Below are 22,097 nucleotides of genomic sequence, written 5' to 3'. Positions count from 1 at the left end.
ATTGTGCCTCTTTCTCATTAAAATTTTTTCGGAAGTTATACACAGCATCATACATTGTGTATAATTTTAAGCACAGGGTGTGAATATTTATCCACAATTTATTCACAATGTGTGGATAAATAAATACAAGTGCATAGTTTTTCACACGAAATATAACAAAATATTATCAAATAAATGCAATAATATCAATCAATTTATATAGTTATCCACAAAGTTATCAAAAGTCACAGCACTCTTTATACCAACTTGTGGATTTGTGGGTTACCCGTGAGATGACTGTGAATAGTTCAGACATTCATTTTTAATTATCCACAATTCAGTGAAATTAAGATGTGGATAAGTGTATAACTTTTTTGATGCTTCCATCTTTTTAGTAGTTGCAAGGTGGAATGTAATTTGTTATACTTCAGTAGTTATTGTCAATCACATAAAAAGTGAAACATAGATGAATCAATTTAATAGGAGGTGTCCTAAGTGGTAAAACGTACTTATCAACCAAATAAACGTAAACATAGTAAAGTTCACGGTTTCCGTGCACGTATGAGCACTAAAAACGGACGTAAAGTTCTTGCACGTCGTCGTCGTAAAGGCAGAAAAGTATTATCAGCTTAAGATCACTCTCGCAGTGGTCTTTTTTTTGGTTTAAAACGGGGGTCTCATCTAGTATAATTGTATAAAATGCGGGCCTGGAAGTGAGTGGAGACAGTGGAAAAGAAATATCGAATTAAGAAAAACGAAGACTTTCAGATGATTTATAAGCACGGCAAGTCAGTCGCGAATCGTCAGTTTATCGTTTATCGTTATGATTCCCACACGCAGGATCATTTCAGGCTGGGAATATCAGTGTCTAAAAAGTTGGGAAATGCCGTCGTAAGAAATCGCATTAAACGGTCTATCCGAGAAAGTTTCACAAAACATAAGGAAGATATCATTCCAGCAGATTTTATCGTGATTGCAAGAAAACCAGCCAACGACATGTCTGTAGATGAAATTAACAGCAGTCTTGAACACGTGATGAAAATTGCCAAAGGATTCAATAAACGTATTAAATAGAAGGGGGCTGTGCTTGTGCTGCAGAAGAGTTTCACAGGCAGAACAGTAGAAGAAGCGGTTCAGTTAGGGTTAAGTGATATGAATATCACAGAAAACCAAGTGAAAATTGAAGTGATCAATCAAGGGAAAAAAGGATTGTTCGGATTTGGACAGCAGAATGCAGAAGTCAACTTAATCGTTATTGATCCAGTGCTCAAAAAGCTGACCTCATTAGATGAATTAATCACTGCGAAAGAACCTTTTGTTGAGCCGGAAGCTGAACAGCAGGCTGCTGACGAAGTACCGGTATTATCAGATGCACGGCGCAGACTGCCGGACAATGCAGAGAAGACAGCAGCTTATGTAGAGGCGATTATTCAATCGATGGGTATTACAGTCGATAGTACGTGTCATATTAAAGGTAACGAAATTACCATTGAGTTATTTTCACAAGACGCTGCTAGAATTATCGGTAAACGAGGACAAACATTGAATGCATTGCAAGTGCTTGCTCAGACTTATTTCCAGCATATTCAAAAAAGTTTTGTTATCGTTACGCTCGATATCGAGAATTATCGTGCTAAAAGAAAAGAAACACTGCAGACATTGGCGCTGAATATGGCCGGCAAAGCAAGAGCGACGGGCAGTACTGTCAGATTTGATCCGATGCCGAACTATGAACGCAAAATTATGCATCAAGTGCTGGCTGGTATGAAAGATATTGAAACTCATTCTGAAGGACGAGAACCTAACAGATATTTAGTGATAAAAGCTAGATAACATTAATGAATTAACTCTAAAAACTTTTGTTTTTAGAGTTAATCTCTTTATTCAAAGCATATTGATTTTAATTTTTAGTCGTTCGTTCTACAATCAACAAATGACTATGATGGAGGAGATACTATGGATTTTGATACAATTTCGAGCATCTCAACACCGATGGGTGAAGGTGCGATAGCTATCGTCAGGCTATCCGGACCAGAAGCGGTGACGATTGCAGATCGTCTATATAAAGGAAAGACTTCATTGAGTGATGTTCAGAGTCATACGATCAATTATGGCCATATTGTTGATCCAGTCTCCGGTAACATCATAGAAGAAGTGATGGTCGCGGTCATGCGAGCCCCGAGAACATTTACTCGTGAGGATATCGTTGAAATTAACTGCCACGGTGGTATTATGACGGTCAACCGTATTTTGGAACTGACGTTATCAAACGGTGCACGTATGGCTGAACCCGGTGAATTTACAAAACGTGCCTTCTTGAACGGCCGTATTGATTTGTCTCAGGCAGAAGGAATTATGGATTTCATCCGCTCTAAAACAGACCGCGCGAGCAAAGTCGCGATGAACCAGATAGAGGGCCGGCTGTCGACAATGATCAAAGGACTGAGACAATCAATCCTTGAAATATTGGCGCAGGTTGAAGTGAATATCGACTATCCAGAATATGATGATGTTGAAGAAGCGACGACGCAGTTTCTGTTAAGTGAAGCAGAGAAGATTGATTCAGCGATTGACGGCCTACTGCAGACAGGTGTGCAGGGCAAAATACTCCGCGAAGGACTATCGACGGTTATTATCGGTAAACCGAACGTCGGAAAGAGTTCAATGTTGAATAATTTGATTCAAGACAACAAGGCGATTGTCACAGAAGTTGCAGGAACGACACGTGATGTACTGGAAGAGTACGTCAATGTCCGCGGCGTACCCCTCAGACTGGTAGATACAGCAGGTATTCGTGAAACTGAAGATATCGTCGAGAAGATTGGTGTGGAACGCAGTCGAGAAGCACTAAAAAAAGCGGATTTAATTCTATATGTGCTCAACTATAATGAGCCGCTCACAGAAAGCGATTATCAGCTGGCCGACTTGATTAAAGACGAAGATGTCATTGTCATTATTAACAAAACTGACCTTGAGCAGCAGCTTGATCTGGATGAAGTAAAACAAATGGTCGGCGATGTGCCTGTCGTTCATACATCTATGCTGTCACAAAGTGGTATTGACGCACTGGAAGAGGAAATCAGTAGAATGTTCTTCCAAGGAGAGGTCGCGTCGCAGGACATGACGTACGTGTCAAATGCAAGACATATCAGCTTATTGAAGCAAGCTAAACAAACCATTAACGATGCTATGACAGCTGCAGAAGCAGGTGTCCCGATTGATATCGTACAAATAGATTTGATTAGAACATGGGAACTACTCGGAGAAGTCATTGGAGAAGAAGTGTCAGATAGTTTGATTGATCAGTTATTCAGTCAGTTCTGTCTTGGTAAATAAGGAGGAAATAAGTTGGAACATTATGATGTAATTGTTGTCGGTGCCGGTCATGCAGGCGTAGAAGCAGGGCTTGCTTCTGCTCGTAAAGGTGCAAAAACGCTGATGCTGACGATTAGTCTAGATTCAGTCGCTTTTATGCCTTGTAATCCGTCTGTCGGTGGACCTGCAAAAGGAATTGTCGTCCGTGAGATTGATGCACTAGGCGGCCAAATGGCCAAAACGATTGATAAAACACATATTCAAATGCGTATGTTAAATACAGGTAAAGGTCCTGCGGTCCGCGCACTCCGTGCTCAGGCAGACAAAGTATTGTATCAGCAGGAAATGAAGGAAGTTATAGAAAATCAGGATAATCTTGATATTATGCAGGGCATGGTTGAGCGTCTGATTATTGAAGACGGTCAAGTAAAAGGTGTAGAAACTGTCATCGGGACTACTTATTATGCAGATGCTGTGGTTCTGACTACCGGCACATTCCTGCGCGGTGAAATCATCCTTGGTAATATTAAATATTCATCAGGTCCTAACCACCAGATGCCATCTATCACACTTGCTGATCATTTACGTGACCTTGGCTTTGATATTGTGCGTTTTAAAACAGGGACACCGCCGCGGGTTAACGGGGGTACTATTGATTACTCCAAAACTGAAATACAGCCGGGCGATGATGTCGGACGTGCGTTCAGCTACGAAACAACAGAATATATACTTGATCAGCTGCCATGCTGGCTGACTTATACGAATGATAAAACGCATCAAGTCATCGATGACAATCTTCATTTATCTGCGATGTATTCCGGTATGATCAAAGGAACAGGACCGCGCTATTGTCCTTCAATCGAAGACAAATTTGTCCGTTTCAACGATAAACCGCGTCATCAGATCTTCCTTGAACCAGAAGGGCGCAACACGAAAGAAGTATATGTGCAGGGATTGTCTACCAGCCTGCCGGAACATGTTCAGCGTCAAATGCTGCAATCGATTCCTGGACTTGAAAATGCTGATATGATGCGTGCAGGTTATGCGATTGAATACGATGCAGTCGTGCCTACTCAACTATGGCCGACACTTGAAACTAAAAAGATCAACGGACTCTTTACAGCGGGACAGATTAACGGCACTTCTGGTTACGAAGAAGCGGCAGGTCAGGGGTTGATGGCTGGTATTAATGCTGCAGCCAAAGTATTGAATCATGAACCCGTCATTTTAGGACGAGCGGATGCATATATCGGTGTGCTGATTGATGATCTTGTCACTAAAGGGACAAATGAACCTTACCGTCTACTGACGAGTCGTGCGGAATACCGCCTGCTGCTTCGTCATGACAATGCAGATATTCGTCTCACTGAACTAGGACACCGCATCGGACTTATTTCTGACGAGCGCTATGCTAAATTCCAGCTGAAACTTGACGCTATTTCCGAGGAAATCAACCGGTTGTCGAACTACCGCATTAAACCATCCGAACGAACTCAGAAAATCATTGAATCTCATGGTGGTGCTGTACTTAAAGACGGCATATTAGCGATTGATCTGCTGCGCCGTCCAGAAATGGATTATGCATCCATCATCGAACTGATGGATGATGACAAACAAGTGGATGATGAAGTGGCTGAACAAGTTGAAATACAGACCAAATATGAAGGCTATATTCAAAAATCATTGCAGCAAGTTGAGAAGATGAAGCGGATGGAAAACAAAAAAATTCCAGAGAACATCGATTATGATGCGATTCATAGTTTAGCGACAGAAGCCCGTCAAAAACTGAAAGAAGTCAAACCACTCAGCGTCGGCCAGGCATCACGTATTTCCGGGGTTAATCCAGCAGATATATCCATTCTCCTTGTCTATATTGAACAAGGTAAAATCGCAAAGGTGAACTAGATGAACGAACAACAATTTGTTAATAATTTAGCTGAAAAAGGGTTCGAATTAACTGAAACTCAACAAAAACAGTTTGCAATCTACTATAAAAATTTAGTAGAGTGGAATGAGAAAATTAATTTAACAGCTGTGACGGCAAAAGAAGAGGTATATTTGAAGCACTTCTTTGATTCGTTGACACCTGCATTCTATTTTGATTTCAAATCAATTGAGACGTTATGTGATGTCGGTGCGGGTGCCGGATTTCCAAGTATCCCTCTTAAAATTTTGTTTCCGCATATCAAACTGACGATAGTCGATTCCTTGAATAAACGTATTAATTTTCTTAACCATCTGGCAGCAGAATTGAATCTTGAACAAGTTCATTTCGTTCATGACCGGGCTGAGACATTCGGAAAATCACCGCAGCGTGAACAGTTTGACGTTGTGACAGCACGTGCTGTCGCAAGATTATCTGTGCTGAGTGAGCTCTGTCTTCCACTCGTCAAAAAAGGCGGACATTTTCTGGCATTGAAAGGTGCACAAGGTAAGATAGAGATAGACGAAGGACTGTTTGCTGTCAATATATTAGGCGGGGAAGTCGTGGCGAATCATCAATTCACCTTGCCGATGGAAGAGAGTACACGTTATATAGTCGATATCGAAAAGCGTAGACAGACACCTAAGAAATATCCGAGAAAACCTGGTACACCTAACAAAGAACCGATTATGAAATAAAATGACACGATTTAAGAAAGTGAGTCGATTGTAGTGAAGAAACCCTTTTCTAAATTATTTGGATTACGTGATAAGGAAGAAGATGTGGTCATAGACCGCGAACGTGAAAAAGGTAATGTCATTGTGCTGCCGATAGAACGCATCGTACCGAACCGCTATCAACCGAGACAAGTATTCGATGAAGAGAAAATACAGGAGCTGGCAGATTCAATCCAATTCTACGGGCTGCTGCAACCGATTGTTGTCAGACCAATTGAAGAAGGGATGTTTGAAATCATCGCCGGAGAACGACGATTCCGTGCTCTGAAATTAAATCATACAGTCAAGACAGAGGTCATCGTCAAACCGATGAATGATAAACAGACAGCGGCTATTGCTTTGATTGAAAATATTCAGCGCGAAAACTTGTCAGCGGTTGAAGAGGCTGAAGCTTATAAGAAGCTGCTTGATCTTGATGGAATCACACAGCAGGATTTGGCTGCAAGCCTTGGCAAAAGTCAGTCGTTCATTGCGAACAAGCTCAGACTGCTGCGCTTGTCTCAGCCCATCCTTGATGCACTGGGCAGAGCCCAGATTACTGAACGTCATGCAAGAAGTCTACTGGCATTAACACCAGAGCAGCAAGTGGACATGCTCGGGATCATAAAAACTCAGGGACTGAATGTCAAACAGACAGAAGAGCGCGTCAAGCGTATGCTCGGCGGTGAAGATGTCAAACCGACACGTATCGCATTTACACGTGACCTCAAACTTGCCTTCAATACAATCGGCGAAAGTGTCAAAGCAGTTGAGAAAAGTGGTATTAAAGTCAAACGTAAAGATACAGAATATGAGAACTTCTACGAAATCTCAATTAAAGTATTCAAAAATCCTGATAACAAATAACGGCTCACGTTCATGTAAGTTCAAAACAGACAATCCGTCGTGACTGTCTGTTTTATTTTATTCAGTCATCGCTGCTTTTGAATGGCTGGTATGATGGATTTATCAGGGACTATGAGATTATTTTTAGGTTGTGCAGTTTACGCCTAAAATTGATATAATCGGTATTATGAATATGCCCGTCATAGAAACGAGGAGAGAGTGACATGAAAATTTTAGCTATAGCGAATCAGAAAGGCGGCGTCGGCAAGACGACGACATCTGTGAATTTAAGTGCGGCACTGGCAGCACTCGGCAAAAATGTATTGTTAGTAGATACAGACCCTCAAGGTAATGCAACAAGTGGTGTCGGTATCGATAAAAATAATGTGGAATACTCAGTGTACGACATGCTGGTTGAAGATGTATCAATCAATAAAGTAGTGATTCCTACTGAACAGGAAAATCTATGGATCATTCCTGCCAACATTGCACTGGCAGGAGCAGAAATCGAACTTGTTTCAGCGATGAGCCGTGAAGTTCGCCTGAAATATGCATTCAAAGAACTTGAACAGGATTATGATTACATCATTATCGATTGCCCGCCGTCTCTTGGTCTGTTGACTATCAATTCCTTCACTGCAGCAACAGGGATCATCATTCCTGTGCAGTGTGAATACTATGCCCTTGAAGGCTTGAGCCAACTGTTGAATACCATTAAGCTCGTTCAGCGACATTTGAATCAAGGACTTGAAATTGAAGGAGTACTATTGACGATGCTGGATGCGCGGACGAATTTAGGAAATGACGTCATGTCCGAAGTGCGCGCGCATTTTGGTGACAAAGTATATGATACGATTATCCCAAGAAACGTACGACTCTCTGAAGCACCTTCTCATGGACAGCCGATTAACGTCTATGATGCCCGTTCTGCTGGAGCAAAAACTTATAACGAATTAGCAGAGGAGGTTATCAGTCATGGCTAGAGGACTTGGAAAAGGATTAGGACGCGGGCTCGATGCTTTGTTTCAAGATAACAAAGGAGACGAACTCATCGAACAGATCCGCCTGGAGCAGATCCGCCCGAATCCTTATCAACCACGCGAAGAGTTCGACGAAACCGCGCTGAATGAACTGGCAGAATCCATCAAAATTCATGGCGTACTGCAGCCGATTGTTGTCAGAAAATCAGTCAAAGGTTATGACATAGTTGTTGGAGAACGTCGTTTCAGAGCGAGTCAGATTGCAGGAAAACACGATATTCCTGCAATCGTCAAAACATTGACAGACAAGCAGATGATGGAACTTGCCATCATTGAAAACTTACAGCGTGAAGATTTAAATCCGCTGGAAGAAGCTAAGAGTTATCAAGTCATGATGGAACACTTGAACTTAACGCAGTCAGAAACCGCTGATCGTCTCGGTAAGTCACGACCGTATATTGCCAATATGCTCCGTCTATTGAACTTACCTGATGAAATCAAACAGTTGATCAATGATAAAAAGATTTCCGGCGGTCACGGCCGCACGCTGCTTAGTCTGAAAGATGCTGATACAATGCACGTTGTCGCTGCTAAAGTCATCGCTGAATCAATGAGCGTGCGTCAGCTGGAGCTGTACGTCAAATCGCTCGGTGAGCATCCGGTAAAAGTAAAACAGGAGACTGCTAAACCGAAGTTTCTCGTGAAACATGAACAGACGTTAAAAGAATGTTTCGGGACAAAAGTTGAAATTTCGAAGTCGCGTAACAAAGGTAAAATTGCGATTGAATTCACATCAGAGGAAGAGTTCAATCGTCTAATCTCCCTGCTGGAAAATGCCGGACGATGATAGGTGAGCTATGATTGATTTCAATGAATTTATCCATGAAGTTTTGAAGCCCTTTGCTGATCCGGAACTATGGACAGCGGTCTTTAAAAATATATTCTGGGCTGTTGTTACCATTCTTGTTGCGATGGTGATCATCAAAGTGGTTCATCAGTTTATTGGACAGTTCTTCAATGTAAGACGACGCTCTAACTTATCGCACTCAGAGAAGCGGGATATCACCCTCGTTAAACTGCTCCAGAACATCACATCATACGTCGTCTGGTTTATTGTGATTACGACGATTTTAAGCAATTTCGGTATAAAAGTAGAGAGTATTATCGCAGGAGCAGGCGTCGCTGGTATTGCCATCGGTTTTGGTGCACAGACATTGGTGAAGGATGTTATCACTGGTTTCTTTATCATCTTTGAAAACCAGTTTGACATAGGAGATTATGTGCGTATCAATACGACTGGTACAACAGTGGCTGAAGGTACCGTGCAATCCATCGGTCTTCGTTCAACGCGTATTCGTTCTTATACTGGAGAGCTGACTATATTGCCAAATGGCACGATGAACGAAATCGTCAACTTCTCAGTGAATAATTCCGTCGCTGTCTTTGAAGTTTCCGTTTCAAGTGATGAGAATCTGAAGAAAGTAGAGCTGCTGCTGGAACCTTATCTTGAATCGTTGCAGGGGAAATATGAAGAGTTGACGGCAGTGCCTGAAATATTAGGCGTCGATATGGTGAAAGCAGGGGAGGCAGTCATTAAGGTTGCTGCTGAAACTTTACCGAATAACCATACAAAAATTGCACGATTATTGCGTCGCGACTTGAAGGATTTCCTGGATGCTCATGGTATAAAAGCACCTGTTCCACGTATGGTCATGTATAATCAGCCAAAAGGAGGTCCGACAGATGTATGAGCTGGATGATATTGTAGAAATGAAAAAACAGCATGCCTGCGGTACGAATGCTTTTCGAATCATCCGTCTGGGCGCTGATATTAGAATTAAATGTGAAAACTGCGGCAGAAGTGTTCTGTTGCCGAGACACGAGTTCAACAAAAAAATGAAAAAAATAATTTCGTCACGAGACGAATCTTAAAGGAGAAACATACATGGCATTAACAGCTGGAATCGTAGGGCTTCCGAACGTCGGAAAATCTACATTATTCAATGCAATCACTAAAGCGGGGGCGCTTGCTGCAAACTACCCATTCGCAACCATCGATCCCAATGTGGGCATTGTTGAAGTACCGGATTATCGCCTTGACCGTCTAACTGAACTGGTAAAACCGAAAAAAACAGTACCGACTGCTTTTGAATTTACGGATATCGCAGGTATCGTTAAAGGAGCTTCCAAAGGAGAAGGATTAGGAAACAAATTCCTATCGCATATTCGTGACGTCGATGCTATTTGTCAGGTTGTCCGTGCATTTGACGATGAGAATATCACTCACGTTTCAGGTAAGATCGATCCAATTGATGATATTGAAGTTATCAATATGGAATTGATTCTAGCGGATTTAGAGTCTGTTGAAAAACGCTATGCGCGTGTTCAGAAAATGGCCAAGCAGAAAGATAAAGAAGCAGTGGCTGAAGAAGCAGTGTTATCGATCGTCAAAGAAGCGCTTGAAAATGAACGTCCTGTCAGAAGTATTGAATTCTCTCCAGAGCAGTTGAAACTGGTTAAGGGCATGCATTTATTGACAGCTAAACCGATGCTCTACGTAGCGAACGTCTCTGAAGATGACTTAATCAGCGGTGAAGAAAACGAATATTTAACAGCGATTAAAACTTATGCAGATAACGAAGGCTCTGAAGTTATCGTCATCAGTGCCAAAATCGAAGAAGAACTGGCAGCACTTGAGGAAGAAGATAAAAAAGAATACTTAGCGGACCTTGGAATTGAAGAAGCAGGTCTTGATCGACTGATAAGAGCGTCTTATCATCTGCTAGGTCTTGCAACATATTTCACGGCGGGTGAACAGGAAGTACGTGCGTGGACATTCAGACATGGGATGACAGCGCCGCAATGTGCGGGAATTATTCATACGGACTTTGAACGCGGGTTTATCCGTGCAGAAACAGTAAGCTACGAGGATCTTGTAGAAAATAATGGAATGACCGGCGCTAAAGAAGCGGGTAAAGTAAGACTTGAAGGTAAAGACTATTTGATGAAAGACGGAGATGTCGTACATTTTAGATTTAACGTCTAAGGAGGAACTATATGCAGCCTTTAAAACGGATTATCTACAGTATCAAAGTCATTACGAAGTCTGACGATCACAAAGAAAAGATGTATCAAGTCACTTACTATTATGTCGTTCAGGCAGTACTGCCTGACGAACATGTGACATTGAATGAGAACATTTACAACAAAATCAGCTACAAAGATACTGATATACGTTATTTAGATATCATCAGCTGCGACGAAATAGAACCTGAAGACAGTGATTATTATCTATACGATTACCTTTATAAGACAAAAGATACGAAGTTATTTCATGTCAAAGATATGGTCGTCTATAAGTTGAATGAAGTATTGTACTAATGTTGTAATCAGTAGCAATCTATGCTATAATTTTCAATTGTGAGTAATGAAAATTATTCCTTGCTTTACGAAATCGTAAAGCCGCATAGACCATAAGGAGGTGTAATAGATGAGAACATACGAAATTATGTACGTTGTACGCCCGAACATTGAAGAAGATGCGAAGAAAGCGTTAGTAGAACGTTTCAACGAGATCTTAACTTCAAACGGTGCAGAAATCATCGAAGCAAAAGATTGGGGTAAACGTCGTTTAGCCTACGATATCAATGACTTCAAAGAAGGTTTCTACCAAATCGTACGCGTGAACTCTACTGATCAAGCGACTAACGAATTTGATCGTTTAGCTAAAATCAATGACGATATCATTCGTCACATTGTCATTCGCGAAGAAGAAAAATAATATTAGGTGGGGGCGATTGCATGCTTAACCGAGTTGTATTAGTAGGTCGTTTAACAAAGGATCCAGAATACAGAGTTACACCATCAGGCGTGTCAGTAGCCACATTTACACTAGCAGTTAACCGTACTTTCTCAAATGCTAATGGAGAACGCCAGGCTGATTTCATCAACTGTGTTGTCTTCCGCAAGCAGGCAGAGAACGTCAATAACTTCTTGAGTAAAGGTAGCTTAGCCGGTGTTGACGGCAGATTGCAATCTCGTAGTTATGATAATCAGGAAGGCCGTAAAGTGTACGTGACTGAAGTCGTCTGCGACTCAGTTCAGTTCCTTGAACCTAAAAACGCGAACCAGAACCGTCAGAATACCAATGATGACTACTCTGGTTACGACTCAGGATTCGGTGGACAGACACAAGGTCAGAATTATCAATCTAACAACACTAACCAAAATCAATCAAACCAGAATAATACATCATCTGCGCCATCAAACAACCCATTTGCTAATGCAACGGGACCGATTGATATCAGTGATGATGATTTACCATTTTAAGAAATTAATGTAAGGGAGGCAACAATCATGGCAGGTGGACCAAGAAGAGGCGGTCGTCGTCGTAAAAAAGTTTGTTATTTCACAGCAAACGGTATTACACATATCGACTACAAAGATGCTGAGATGTTAAAAAAATTCATCTCTGAACGCGGTAAAATTTTACCACGTCGTGTAACAGGTACTTCAGCTAAATACCAACGTATGTTAACTGTAGCTATCAAACGTGCACGTCATATGGCATTATTACCATACGTTAAAGAAGAACAATAAAATTCAAGACCTTGCAGCCCTGCTGCAAGGTCTTTTTTTACATTCTACTGATATGGTCCTGCAGTGTTGTCAGCGAAATACCGTTGGCTTCATTGTATTTAGCGATGTAGATCTGCGTGATGGCCAGAAATATTGTGCTGCTGTCACGCAGTTGCTTGATGAACAGATTCATCGGTACAGAGGCATCACCGTGCAGTCCAGGCTGCATATAGAAGATGGGATAACAGTGGTAGTCAAATTTGTTGTAGAAACTTTCGAGAGGACTGCTGCCGAATACGTCTTTTTCACATTCCAGCATCACTGTTTCAAGTCTGCCATCCACAGTCAGCATACGGGCTTCAGCATAAGCTATGAGTTTTGCAGCAAGCTTCTGTCCTCTGAAGTCAGGATGTACGACCAAATAGACAATAAAGCCGACATGATGGTCTTTCTCAATATGAAAAGTAATGAAAGCAGCTAATCTATCATCTATCTTGATGCCGACAAAATGATAACGTTCACTACCCATACGCAGGCTGTTTAAAAAAACGTCTTCACTCTCCCTGATTTCATAAGGAAACGTCTGTCCATATAGTGCCATCGCTTCATCGAAGAAATAGTGAGGCGTGATATCAATGAATTTCAATTTTAAATCACTTCCGTAGTTTTTTAAGCTATTATATCATCTATTGCATTCAAAATAGTTTGTAATCATACAAAATATAACAAATCTATTGATTCTTTAATGTCAATTAAATATAATAACGGTGATAATGTGTAAAATGATACATTGTCGAAGCGGAGGCTTTATCACTGCATGTCTTAATTAAATCTGACTAATGGAGGATAAAGATGGATGACAGGATGTGTCGAATGATTTTATTTCAAAATTGTCTGCTACTTGAAAAGATTGATCCAGTGAACGCAGCACTCTATCAGCAGCAAATGAGGATTATAAAGGAAGGTATTGTCTTTGAATACGGCACGGTATTTGAACAACTGGCACAGAGTGATGAATGTATCCCGCAGGAAGTCAGTGAAGAAGTCATTAATATTGTCCATATGTTCGTACATATTGGAAAATCGATTAAAGAATATCCATCGCTGCAGCAGTTCTGTCATTTTATAGGTTTCAATGCAGAGGATGAGAATGAATGGCAGCATGCCAAGTATGCATTTCATTATTTAAACCATGTGAATGCACATGAAGACGTCCTTGATTTAACACTGTTCAGAACTATGAACCAGAAACCGAGCTGTTTGAATGACTACCGAAAGATGATGAAAATCTATACGCAATATAAGGCACAAGACATTCTTTCTAGTGAGGCAGTTGCACGTATTCTGGATGTTATCTCATGTAAAAAAGGAGTGGGTTAGCCCACTCCTTAACTTAAATGATCAAGTAGTACAGATGTCAGTACGCCACACGCAGTTACTAATCCCACCATTGCGCCGCCTTCTTCGTATGCTTCCGGCAGCATAGTAGCACCAATCATCGTAATAATCCCACCAGCAGCAAAGCTGGAAATAAAGGCGAGTACTTTAGGATCGGCATCATCAAGAAAGATATAGCCCCCAAGTGCGCTTAGCCCCGCAATAACAGTCACTGTAATAAATAAAAATAATATTTTCTTCTTTGAATTCCCTCCGTGAAGCATCCCTTTCGTACTGGACAGACCTTCAGGAATATTACTGATAAATATAGCAATCAACAGCAGCATACTGACACCTTTACCACCGATTAAACTGACACCAAGCATAATGGATTCTGGAATAGCATCCATTACAGTACCAATAAAGATACCGATTCCACCTGATTGCTCGCTGCTCTCATCAGGGACTTGAGATCGTTTACGGTGTTTACCGCCTTTTTTAGAAATAAGGGTTTCTAGTACCGTGAATGTTACAGCTCCGACAAGAAAGCCGATGATGGTGTTCATAATTTCATCTTTTTCGAGAGACTCCTGCAGTAATTCAAAGGTAGCAGCGCCGATCAACACACCGACACCAAAGGCCATAATGAAACCGAGAAGCTTTTTCGGAATATGTACTAACAAGCTGATGACAGCCCCTAATAGAACAGCACCACCACTGACCATTCCCCATAACAATGCCATGCCCATTTATAAAACCTCCAAAAAACCTCGAAGGTTATCCCCCGAGGTTATGATTAATATATTGATTAACGACGATCTAAATCATTATCGAAGCGATCGTTATCAAGGTTTTGAGTGTCATCGATATTAACTTCTTCTTTACGTACTGTTTCTGATACGTGTGCAGTATCTTGTACGCGGTTTTTCTTGATTACTAATTCTTCAGCTACAACGTTTTCTTTTTCAACGTTGATGCGTTCTTCAGTTAATGGTACACGGATTGTATCATTGTCTAAACGGTCGAAGTCAACATCTCCGTCTACTCTTTCGTCAACACGACGACGTTCAATCGTTACTTCGTCACGACTTACTGGAACATCAAATTCTTGACGTTCTTCAACAACGTCTTTATCGATACGTACTTCACCAGTTTGAACTTCATCTTTACCTACCCGGATACGCTCTTCATGTAAACGGATTTTTTCGTCATCTGATAAATCAGTACGGTTTTTAATATCTTCATCAAATTCGTAGTCGCGGCGGTCGTTATCAAATGCTCCGTCACGGCCTCCTACTAAATTGTTATCTAAGCGGTCGTTATCTACTCTGTCAAAATCATTTTTGTTATCAAATTCGTTTCTCATGTCTACTCGTTCCTCTCTGTTATTAAGATTATTTTCGCGGTGCTTTGTTGAGTACTCTGCATCTGTGTCAGAGTTGTGACTTTGTTTGCTACTTAAACCTGTAGTACCAACATCTGGATGATCATAACTTTCGTTTTTTAAGGTACGGCCGTTATCAGAGTTTAAATCGCCCTGACTAGCATAACCACCGACAACACCATTAGTGTAACCGTCACGGCGCGTTTGTGTGCCTTCCACGTAACTATCATCACGTGCAGCGTTTACTGTGTTGTCATTATAAGTAGCATCATTGTCTACATATAATAGGATATTGCCACTTTCAACTTCTCTTACATACTGATCTTGTTCGGCATCTGTTAAATTTAATTTCTCAAATACACGATGCTGAGGATCTTCACCAGTAAATAAGGAAGCTACTTTGTCACCAAAGGAACCATCAGCGCTCTTGTACTGGACATCTGTATAATCCAATGCAGAACCTTCAAGCTTATTCTTTGAAATAACATGCATGTCGCGCTCTGCGACACCTTGCGATTTCAAGTTGTCAATTCTACTTAACAATGCTTGTTCGCTTGAAAACGATTCAATGTTTCTCATTTCAGCGTTACCTCCTAATTACTTTAAATGTGATTGTCGTGCTCTAAGGTGTCGATGTAATTATCTTGTGATAGTTAAGAGATACCCGTGGACTATAAATACTAAACACTAAAAAATTAAAATTTTATATTTCATCTGTATAGAAATTAAATTTTTATTCATCAGATTTCATGAGAAACCCTTATATTATAGGGATTACTTATTGATATCATGCGCTGACTTTGTTATTATCATAAGATAAAATAAATCAAAAACACTCATATAATATAAAGGATATGGCTTTAAAGTTTCTACCACATTACCGTAAATGATGTGACTATGAGTAATAGAAGTATGGACCATTGTCTGCTTTCATATATTTGAAAGTGGATTCGGACTTTCTTTTTTTACTCACTTATTCTTTATAATAGGGTGAGTTTTTTGTTTAAGGAGGACCAAAGTGGAATTGCTGCAGCAGAAAGTAAAAGAAGATGGTGTTGTCATTGATGGCTCGATTTTAAAGGTAGATGCATTCTTGAATCATCAAATTGATGCCCATTTAATGAAAGAAGTCGGTCAGACATTTTATGAATACTTCAAGGAGAAAGGTGTTACAAAAATATTGACGATTGAAGCGTCAGGCATTGCGCCCGCTATTATGGCTGCTCTTGCGTTCGATGTACCATGTCTGTTTGCTAAAAAGGCAGTCCCTTCAACACTAACTGAAGCGGTCTACACAACGGATATCCACTCCTATACGAAGAATAAGACAAGCCATGTGGTCATCTCACAGAAATTTCTGTCGCCGGACGATCGCGTGCTGATCATTGACGATTTTCTTGCTAACGGCGAGGCAGCACTTGGTTTATATGATTTAGTGAAACAGGCGGGTGCAGAGTGTGCAGGTGTCGGTATCGTCATCGAAAAGAGTTTTCAACAAGGTTGCAGCAGATTGCATTCAGAAGGACTGGATGTACTGAGTCTCTGTCGAATCGCGTCACTTGAAAATAACAAAGTAACATTAGTAGGGGAAGAATAATGAAGAACCTACTATTAAGTATTCAACATTTACTTGCCATGTATGCCGGTGCTATCATCGTGCCGATTATTGTCGGCGGAGCACTTAACTTCTCACCGAAAGAAATTGCTTATCTAGTGTCTATTGATATTTTCATGTGCGGGGTTGCCACATTCCTGCAAGTCTATAAAGGAATCGGAATCGGGCTCCCTGTTGTACTTGGCTGTACATTTACTGCAGTAACACCGATGATTATGGTCGGTTCGAAACATGGAATCGATGTATTATATGGTTCATTATTTGCATCAGGTGTGATTATTGTTTTAATTGCTCCATTTTTCTCATATTTAGTTAAGATTTTTCCACCGGTTGTGACTGGAAGTGTCGTAACGATTATCGGGATTACATTGATGCCGGTTGCAATGAATAACTTAGCAGGTGGGGAAGGTTCTGATCATTACGGGGACCCACTGAATATCATGCTTGGTTTCATTACTTTAGTGATTATCTTATTGATTCACCGCCTGTCTTCGGGATTCATCAAATCCATTGCAATATTGCTCGGGCTGGTCATCGGAACTATCATCGCTGCCTTCTTCGGTCTTGTTCATACAGATGCTGTCGGACAGTCCAATTGGTTTGACCTGCCGCAGCCATTCAGATTCAGCGGCTTTAAGTTTGAGATAGGTTCTATTTTAATGTTTGTTATTGTAGGAATCGTCAGTCTGATTGAATCTACGGGCGTCTATTCTGCGCTCAGTGAAATTACAAAAACGTCATTGAGCCGTAAAGATATCTCGAAAGGTTATCGTGCAGAAGGACTGGCTATTATTCTCGGTTCTATCTTCAATGCATTTCCTTATACTGCCTATTCACAGAATGTCGGCCTTGTATCACTATCCGGTGTCAAATCCAATAAAGTAATGTACGGGATGATTGTACTGCTGTTATTCTGCGGTTCAATTCCGAAGCTTGGAGCACTGGCAACAATTATTCCAGCAGCAGTACTCGGCGGTGCTATGATCGCGATGTTCGGTATGGTGATGGCGTATGGTGTTAAAATGCTCGGAGCTATCGATTTTACGAGACAGGAGAATCTGCTGATTATTGCAGTATCAGTAGGTATCGGTCTTGGTATTACAACAGTACCAGGTGCCTTCAGCAAATTCGGTGAAGATTTTGCGTGGCTGACACAAAACGGTATTGTTCTTGGCACATTTACAGCGATTATTCTGAATTTATTATTTAATGGATTAAACAATCAACAAACGACAGATTATATGAAATAATGAGAAGATAGTAAAAAGATTGTAAGAATAAAAAAATGGAGGTATTCAGCATGTGGGAAACAAAGTTTCAAAAAGAAGGTCTGACATTTGATGATGTGTTATTGATCCCTGGTCAATCTGACGTACTGCCTAATCAAGTCGATTTAAAAGTGGCTTTATCAAATCGTCTGAAGTTAAATATTCCAATTCTATCAGCAGGCATGGATACAGTAACAGAAGCGAAGATGGCTATCGCGATGGCACGCCAAGGCGGTCTTGGTGTAATTCACAAAAATATGTCTATCGAACAGCAGGCAGATGAAGTACAGAAGGTTAAGCGTTCAGAAAACGGGGTTATCACTAATCCATTTTTCTTGACTCCGGAAGAGCAAGTATTTGCAGCAGAACATTTAATGAGTAAGTATCGTATTTCAGGAGTACCGATCGTCAACAATGAAACTGAAATGAAACTGGCCGGCATTATCACAAACCGTGACTTACGATTCATCGAGGATTATTCAATGACGATTAACGATGTCATGTCAAAAGAAAACTTAGTGACAGCACCTGTCGGAACGACATTGGCTGAAGCAGAACAATTATTGCAGCGCTACAAGATCGAAAAATTACCGCTTGTCGATGATAACGGCGTTCTTAAAGGATTAATCACGATCAAAGATATCGAAAAAGTCATCGAATTCCCAAACGCAGCAAAAGATAATCACGGCCGTCTATTAGTTGCAGCAGCAGTAGGCATCGCTAAAGACACGTTGACGCGTGCAAAACACTTGGTCGATGCAGGAACAGACGCACTTGTGATTGATACAGCTCATGGTCATTCTAAAGGGGTTCTTGACATGGTGTCAGAGCTTAAATCAAACTTTCCTGATGTGACATTGATTGCCGGTAATGTGGCGACTGCTGAAGGCACACGTGCATTGATAGAAGCAGGTGCCGATGTCGTAAAAGTCGGTATCGGACCTGGTTCCATCTGTACGACACGTGTCGTTGCAGGTGTCGGTGTGCCGCAGATTACAGCGATTTATGATGCAGCGACAGAAGCGAAAAAATTTGGCAAAACCATTATCGCAGACGGCGGTATTAAATATTCTGGAGATATCGTCAAAGCACTGGCAGCAGGTGGACATGCAGTCATGCTCGGATCATTGCTCGGCGGTACAGAAGAAAGTCCTGGAGCTACTGAAATCTACCAAGGACGTCAGTACAAAGTATACCGCGGTATGGGTTCACTAGGTGCAATGGAGAAAGGGTCTAAAGACCGTTACTTCCAGGATGACAAAGAAGCGAAGAAGTTTGTGCCGGAAGGTATTGAAGGGCGAATTGCCTTTAAAGGGGCGCTGCAGGATACTGTCTATCAGTTAATCGGCGGTATTAGAAGCGGTATGGGCTATACCGGCTCTAAAGACCTGCAGACATTACGCGAAGAAGCACAGTTCATCAAAATGACAGGTGCCGGATTGAAAGAAAGCCATCCGCACGATGTACAGATTACAAAAGAATCACCTAATTATTCAATCTAAGGAGATATAATACATGGAAATGGCATTAGAACAAGAACTGATTCTTGTCCTGGATTTCGGGAGTCAATACAATCAGCTGATTACTAGACGTATTCGTGAAATGGGTGTCTACAGCGAACTGCATGACCACGAGATTTCAATCGATGAAATCAAACAGATGAATCCGAAAGGCATCATCCTGTCGGGTGGACCGAACTCTGTATACGAAGAAGGTTCATTTACAGTAGACCCTGAAATCTTTAATTTAGGCGTGCCGGTTCTCGGCATCTGCTACGGTATGCAGCTGATGACGAAACTGCTCGGGGGCTCTGTAGAACGTGCGAATGAACGTGAGTATGGCAAAGCAATTATCACCGCAGAAACACATTCTCTCTTCCACATGCTGCCTGAAGAACAGACCGTCTGGATGAGCCATAGTGATAAAGTCATCACTATCCCTGAAGGCTTCCGTATGATTGCGAACTCACCAAGCTGTAAATACGCAGCAGTAGAAAATGCAGAACGTCAGTTATACGGCGTCCAGTTCCATCCGGAAGTGCGACACTCAGAGTACGGCAATGACTTACTCCGTAACTTCATCCGTAAAATCTGTAACTGCACAGGTGAATGGACGATGGAGAACTTCATCGACATCGAAGTTGAGAAGATCCGTGAACAGGTCGGTGACAAAAAAGTATTATGCGCGATGAGCGGCGGAGTGGATTCTTCGGTTGTCGCGGTACTGCTGCATAAAGCAATCGGTGATCAGCTGACTTGTATCTTCGTTGACCACGGTTTACTCCGTAAAGGAGAAGGTGATATGGTCATGAAGCAGTTCGGTGAAGGCTTCAATATGAACATTATTCGCGTGGACGCAAAAGACCGTTTCATGAGTAAGCTTAAAGGCGTATCAGACCCTGAACAGAAACGTAAGATTATCGGTAACGAATTCGTTTACGTCTTTGATGATGAAGCCTCTAAACTGCAAGGCGTTGAGTTCTTAGCACAAGGGACATTGTACACTGACATCATTGAATCAGGTACGAAGACGGCACAAACGATCAAATCACACCATAACGTCGGTGGTTTACCAGAAGATATGCAGTTCAAACTGATTGAACCTATCAACACACTGTTCAAAGACGAAGTCCGTGCTTTAGGTATCGAACTCGGTATTCCAGAACATTTAGTATGGCGTCAGCCATTCCCAGGCCCAGGCCTCGGCATCCGTGTATTAGGTGAAATCACAGAAGAGAAGCTGGAGATTGTCCGTGAATCAGATGCTATTTTAAGAGAAGTAGTTGCACAGGAAGGACTTGAGCGTGATATCTGGCAATACTTCACTGTATTACCTGACATCCGTTCGGTAGGTGTTATGGGAGACTACAGAACATACGACTATACAATCGGTGTCCGTGCTGTAACAAGTATTGACGGTATGACCAGTGACTTCGCTAGAATCGATTGGGAAGTGCTGCAGAAAGTCTCAAGCCGAATCGTTAACGAAGTCAATCACGTTAACCGCGTCGTGTATGATATTACAAGTAAGCCACCAAGCACGATTGAGTGGGAATAGATTTCAAAAATAAAGAAACCCTTTAACAGCAATGGTTAGAGGGTCTTTTTTGATGTTTTAATTTAAGAAAAAGGGCAGAAAAAGGGCAGAGTGTGAGAAAAGTTAAAAAAAGAAGCGGACAAATTAATGTCCGCTTTCTCGAGAATTTAATCTCATGTAATATTTTGATGAGGGCAAGCCTCTATATATTCATAATAAGATGAATAATATTTTAAGTCAATTATAAAGTGAATAGTTCTTTAAATTTGTTATCTAATAAATTTAAGCTATTCTCATCAATCTCCATTTTACCTGAAGGATCAAATCTATTCATTTTTCCTATTCTTAATTTACTTATCGATGTAATATTATTAACACAAGCGTAAGTTTGCTTATCGAACTTTTTGTAATGATCAATGATAAATTTTAAATCTGTTACATCTTCTTGAGCTGCTAATACTGATGTTTGTATATGCGAATACATTAAGTTATAAACATTGTGAGGATCAACTTTATTAAAAGTAGCATATAACTTTTTTTCTTCTTCTGATACTTGAGGAGAAAGAGGAAGTTTAACTTTGCTAATTAATTTTTGAATTTGTTCCTCCTTTTCAGCCGTTAATTCTTGTAGTATTCCTTTTTGTGAAATTTCTTCAAAAAAGTTGTATGTCAGTCCATACAGTATTTCAATATCATTGTTTATTTTATCCAAATTATTATTAAGGACTTTGCTTGCATTATTAAATACTATATCCTCTAAAGGCAAATAATAATCTTTTTCCTTAGAAGTTAATGGCACTACGGTCAATATAGAATTAGATCTTTTATCTTCTTTATTTAAAACTATTGCAAAATGTTTGCCTGAAAATTCATGACCAATATTTAAACCAAAATCTACAAAAATTATAGTCCCTCTTTTAAAAATTTTATAAGTATGTCTAATTTTTTTCTCGTGTTCCATTTTTAGCCAATGAGCAGTAGTTTTTTGCCAATTAGGTAAACTGTTATATCGTAGTTTTTTCGTATTGTATAGCATATCAAAAATCTTACTAGAATCTTCAATTCTTTTATCCATTTTA

General features: G+C 40.8%; 25 protein-coding genes and 1 riboswitch. Of the genes, 21 read left to right on the top strand and 4 right to left on the bottom strand.

The features are described 5' to 3' along the window. Positions 1–474 precede the first annotated feature (474 nt). From rpmH to rpsR, 16 genes are all read left to right on the top strand, one after another. Entirely contained in the window at positions 475–612 is a 138-nt protein-coding gene (gene rpmH / locus AC3IPL_RS10805; protein ID WP_133452124.1) for a 50S ribosomal protein L34, read from the top strand. 93 nt (positions 613–705) lie between these two features. Beyond that, positions 706–1,053, top strand: a complete 348-nt coding sequence (gene rnpA / locus AC3IPL_RS10800; protein ID WP_489241039.1) for a ribonuclease P protein component — start codon at positions 706–708, stop codon at positions 1,051–1,053. 15 nt (positions 1,054–1,068) lie between these two features. Beyond that, the gene (gene jag, locus AC3IPL_RS10795; RefSeq protein ID WP_489241038.1) at positions 1,069–1,812 is read left to right on the top strand and encodes an RNA-binding cell elongation regulator Jag/EloR; all 744 of its coding nucleotides are present in this window, start codon (positions 1,069–1,071) and stop codon (positions 1,810–1,812) included. 123 nt (positions 1,813–1,935) lie between these two features. After that, on the top strand, positions 1,936–3,315 hold the full coding sequence (gene mnmE, locus AC3IPL_RS10790) for a tRNA uridine-5-carboxymethylaminomethyl(34) synthesis GTPase MnmE (protein ID WP_489241037.1): 1,380 nt from the start codon (positions 1,936–1,938) through the stop codon (positions 3,313–3,315). Between the two features lie 12 nt (positions 3,316–3,327). Then, positions 3,328–5,199 (top strand): tRNA uridine-5-carboxymethylaminomethyl(34) synthesis enzyme MnmG, encoded by a 1,872-nt coding sequence (mnmG, locus tag AC3IPL_RS10785; protein WP_489241036.1) that lies wholly within the window; start codon positions 3,328–3,330, stop codon positions 5,197–5,199. Then, positions 5,200–5,916: a 16S rRNA (guanine(527)-N(7))-methyltransferase RsmG gene (gene rsmG, locus AC3IPL_RS10780; RefSeq protein WP_489241035.1), complete on the top strand. Its 717-nt coding sequence runs from the start codon at positions 5,200–5,202 to the stop codon at positions 5,914–5,916. 33 nt (positions 5,917–5,949) lie between these two features. Continuing rightward, the gene (noc, locus tag AC3IPL_RS10775) at positions 5,950–6,801 is read left to right on the top strand and encodes a nucleoid occlusion protein (protein WP_489241034.1); all 852 of its coding nucleotides are present in this window, start codon (positions 5,950–5,952) and stop codon (positions 6,799–6,801) included. Between the two features lie 203 nt (positions 6,802–7,004). Next, complete coding sequence (locus AC3IPL_RS10770; RefSeq protein ID WP_489241033.1) at positions 7,005–7,763, top strand: ParA family protein; 759 nt, start codon at positions 7,005–7,007, stop codon at positions 7,761–7,763. Next, positions 7,756–8,607, top strand: coding sequence for a ParB/RepB/Spo0J family partition protein (locus AC3IPL_RS10765; protein ID WP_489241032.1), 852 nt, complete (start codon positions 7,756–7,758; stop codon positions 8,605–8,607). The genes AC3IPL_RS10770 and AC3IPL_RS10765 overlap by 8 nt, the downstream gene beginning before the upstream one ends. Before the next feature lie 10 nt (positions 8,608–8,617). Beyond that, positions 8,618–9,511 (top strand): mechanosensitive ion channel family protein, encoded by an 894-nt coding sequence (locus AC3IPL_RS10760; RefSeq protein ID WP_489241031.1) that lies wholly within the window; start codon positions 8,618–8,620, stop codon positions 9,509–9,511. Next, entirely contained in the window at positions 9,504–9,692 is a 189-nt protein-coding gene (locus tag AC3IPL_RS10755) for a DUF951 domain-containing protein (protein WP_489241030.1), read from the top strand. Before AC3IPL_RS10760 ends, AC3IPL_RS10755 begins: the two co-directional genes overlap by 8 nt. Before the next feature lie 13 nt (positions 9,693–9,705). Then, positions 9,706–10,806 (top strand): redox-regulated ATPase YchF, encoded by a 1,101-nt coding sequence (ychF, locus tag AC3IPL_RS10750; RefSeq protein ID WP_489241029.1) that lies wholly within the window; start codon positions 9,706–9,708, stop codon positions 10,804–10,806. 11 nt (positions 10,807–10,817) lie between these two features. Then, a complete protein-coding gene (locus AC3IPL_RS10745) occupies positions 10,818–11,141 on the top strand; it encodes a hypothetical protein (RefSeq protein WP_489241028.1) in 324 nt (107 codons plus the stop codon). A gap of 109 nt (positions 11,142–11,250) precedes the next feature. Then, positions 11,251–11,541: a 30S ribosomal protein S6 gene (gene rpsF, locus AC3IPL_RS10740; protein ID WP_489241027.1), complete on the top strand. Its 291-nt coding sequence runs from the start codon at positions 11,251–11,253 to the stop codon at positions 11,539–11,541. Positions 11,542–11,561: 20 nt separating this feature from the next. Beyond that, positions 11,562–12,089 carry a single-stranded DNA-binding protein gene (gene ssb / locus AC3IPL_RS10735; protein ID WP_489241026.1) on the top strand — a complete coding sequence of 176 codons (528 nt, stop codon included), beginning with the start codon at positions 11,562–11,564 and terminating at the stop codon, positions 12,087–12,089. A gap of 27 nt (positions 12,090–12,116) precedes the next feature. Further along, on the top strand, positions 12,117–12,359 hold the full coding sequence (gene rpsR, locus AC3IPL_RS10730; protein WP_489241025.1) for a 30S ribosomal protein S18: 243 nt from the start codon (positions 12,117–12,119) through the stop codon (positions 12,357–12,359). A 37-nt stretch (positions 12,360–12,396) separates the two neighbouring features. On the opposite strand, the gene AC3IPL_RS10725 is transcribed toward rpsR, so the two are convergent. Then, a complete protein-coding gene (locus tag AC3IPL_RS10725; protein WP_489241024.1) occupies positions 12,397–12,984 on the bottom strand; it encodes a GNAT family N-acetyltransferase in 588 nt (195 codons plus the stop codon). Between the two features lie 227 nt (positions 12,985–13,211). Between AC3IPL_RS10725 and AC3IPL_RS10720 the strand changes: the two genes are divergently transcribed. Next, a complete protein-coding gene (locus AC3IPL_RS10720) occupies positions 13,212–13,718 on the top strand; it encodes a YfbU family protein (protein WP_489241023.1) in 507 nt (168 codons plus the stop codon). A gap of 8 nt (positions 13,719–13,726) precedes the next feature. On the opposite strand, the gene AC3IPL_RS10715 is transcribed toward AC3IPL_RS10720, so the two are convergent. Beyond that, positions 13,727–14,464: a ZIP family metal transporter gene (locus AC3IPL_RS10715; RefSeq protein ID WP_489241022.1), complete on the bottom strand. Its 738-nt coding sequence runs from the start codon at positions 14,462–14,464 to the stop codon at positions 13,727–13,729. A 59-nt stretch (positions 14,465–14,523) separates the two neighbouring features. Continuing rightward, on the bottom strand, positions 14,524–15,678 hold the full coding sequence (locus AC3IPL_RS10710) for a YsnF/AvaK domain-containing protein (RefSeq protein ID WP_489241021.1): 1,155 nt from the start codon (positions 15,676–15,678) through the stop codon (positions 14,524–14,526). Between the two features lie 237 nt (positions 15,679–15,915). After that, positions 15,916–16,017, top strand: a riboswitch (purine riboswitch). A gap of 100 nt (positions 16,018–16,117) precedes the next feature. Between AC3IPL_RS10710 and xpt the strand changes: the two genes are divergently transcribed. The 4 genes from xpt to guaA are packed head-to-tail and all read left to right on the top strand — an operon-like array spanning position 16,118 to position 21,039. Next, positions 16,118–16,696 (top strand): xanthine phosphoribosyltransferase, encoded by a 579-nt coding sequence (gene xpt, locus AC3IPL_RS10705; protein WP_489241020.1) that lies wholly within the window; start codon positions 16,118–16,120, stop codon positions 16,694–16,696. Then, positions 16,696–17,964: a nucleobase:cation symporter-2 family protein gene (locus AC3IPL_RS10700; RefSeq protein ID WP_489241019.1), complete on the top strand. Its 1,269-nt coding sequence runs from the start codon at positions 16,696–16,698 to the stop codon at positions 17,962–17,964. The genes xpt and AC3IPL_RS10700 overlap by 1 nt, the downstream gene beginning before the upstream one ends. Before the next feature lie 50 nt (positions 17,965–18,014). Beyond that, complete coding sequence (guaB, locus tag AC3IPL_RS10695) at positions 18,015–19,484, top strand: IMP dehydrogenase (protein WP_489241018.1); 1,470 nt, start codon at positions 18,015–18,017, stop codon at positions 19,482–19,484. Between the two features lie 13 nt (positions 19,485–19,497). Beyond that, the gene (gene guaA / locus AC3IPL_RS10690; protein WP_489241017.1) at positions 19,498–21,039 is read left to right on the top strand and encodes a glutamine-hydrolyzing GMP synthase; all 1,542 of its coding nucleotides are present in this window, start codon (positions 19,498–19,500) and stop codon (positions 21,037–21,039) included. 220 nt (positions 21,040–21,259) lie between these two features. Here guaA and AC3IPL_RS10685 read toward each other — a convergent pair whose 3' ends face one another. Then, positions 21,260–22,093 (bottom strand): type II toxin-antitoxin system PemK/MazF family toxin, encoded by an 834-nt coding sequence (locus AC3IPL_RS10685; protein WP_489241016.1) that lies wholly within the window; start codon positions 22,091–22,093, stop codon positions 21,260–21,262. Between the last annotated feature and the right edge of the window lie 4 nt (positions 22,094–22,097).

It is taken from the genome of Macrococcus sp. GL_134 (assembly GCF_057834705.1).
The sequence above is the reverse complement of the archived record's forward strand: the minus strand, read 5'-3'. Positions and strand labels throughout refer to the sequence as shown.

Excerpts from the sequence above, each read along its gene's own strand:
- rpsF (WP_489241027.1), top strand. The coding sequence starts at position 11,251 with ATGAGAACATACGAAATTATGTACGTTGTACGCCCGAACATTGAAGAA.
- rsmG (WP_489241035.1), top strand. The coding sequence starts at position 5,200 with ATGAACGAACAACAATTTGTTAATAATTTAGCTGAAAAAGGGTTCGAA.
- AC3IPL_RS10685 (WP_489241016.1), bottom strand. The coding sequence starts at position 22,093 with ATGGATAAAAGAATTGAAGATTCTAGTAAGATTTTTGATATGCTATAC.
- ssb (WP_489241026.1), top strand. The coding sequence starts at position 11,562 with ATGCTTAACCGAGTTGTATTAGTAGGTCGTTTAACAAAGGATCCAGAA.
- guaA (WP_489241017.1), top strand. The coding sequence starts at position 19,498 with ATGGAAATGGCATTAGAACAAGAACTGATTCTTGTCCTGGATTTCGGG.
- rpsR (WP_489241025.1), top strand. The coding sequence starts at position 12,117 with ATGGCAGGTGGACCAAGAAGAGGCGGTCGTCGTCGTAAAAAAGTTTGT.
- guaB (WP_489241018.1), top strand. The coding sequence starts at position 18,015 with ATGTGGGAAACAAAGTTTCAAAAAGAAGGTCTGACATTTGATGATGTG.
- AC3IPL_RS10715 (WP_489241022.1), bottom strand. The coding sequence starts at position 14,464 with ATGGGCATGGCATTGTTATGGGGAATGGTCAGTGGTGGTGCTGTTCTA.
- AC3IPL_RS10765 (WP_489241032.1), top strand. The coding sequence starts at position 7,756 with ATGGCTAGAGGACTTGGAAAAGGATTAGGACGCGGGCTCGATGCTTTG.
- AC3IPL_RS10755 (WP_489241030.1), top strand. The coding sequence starts at position 9,504 with ATGTATGAGCTGGATGATATTGTAGAAATGAAAAAACAGCATGCCTGC.
- AC3IPL_RS10710 (WP_489241021.1), bottom strand. The coding sequence starts at position 15,678 with ATGAGAAACATTGAATCGTTTTCAAGCGAACAAGCATTGTTAAGTAGA.
- AC3IPL_RS10720 (WP_489241023.1), top strand. The coding sequence starts at position 13,212 with ATGATTTTATTTCAAAATTGTCTGCTACTTGAAAAGATTGATCCAGTG.
- mnmE (WP_489241037.1), top strand. The coding sequence starts at position 1,936 with ATGGATTTTGATACAATTTCGAGCATCTCAACACCGATGGGTGAAGGT.
- ychF (WP_489241029.1), top strand. The coding sequence starts at position 9,706 with ATGGCATTAACAGCTGGAATCGTAGGGCTTCCGAACGTCGGAAAATCT.
- AC3IPL_RS10700 (WP_489241019.1), top strand. The coding sequence starts at position 16,696 with ATGAAGAACCTACTATTAAGTATTCAACATTTACTTGCCATGTATGCC.
- AC3IPL_RS10770 (WP_489241033.1), top strand. The coding sequence starts at position 7,005 with ATGAAAATTTTAGCTATAGCGAATCAGAAAGGCGGCGTCGGCAAGACG.
- AC3IPL_RS10760 (WP_489241031.1), top strand. The coding sequence starts at position 8,618 with ATGATTGATTTCAATGAATTTATCCATGAAGTTTTGAAGCCCTTTGCT.
- AC3IPL_RS10745 (WP_489241028.1), top strand. The coding sequence starts at position 10,818 with ATGCAGCCTTTAAAACGGATTATCTACAGTATCAAAGTCATTACGAAG.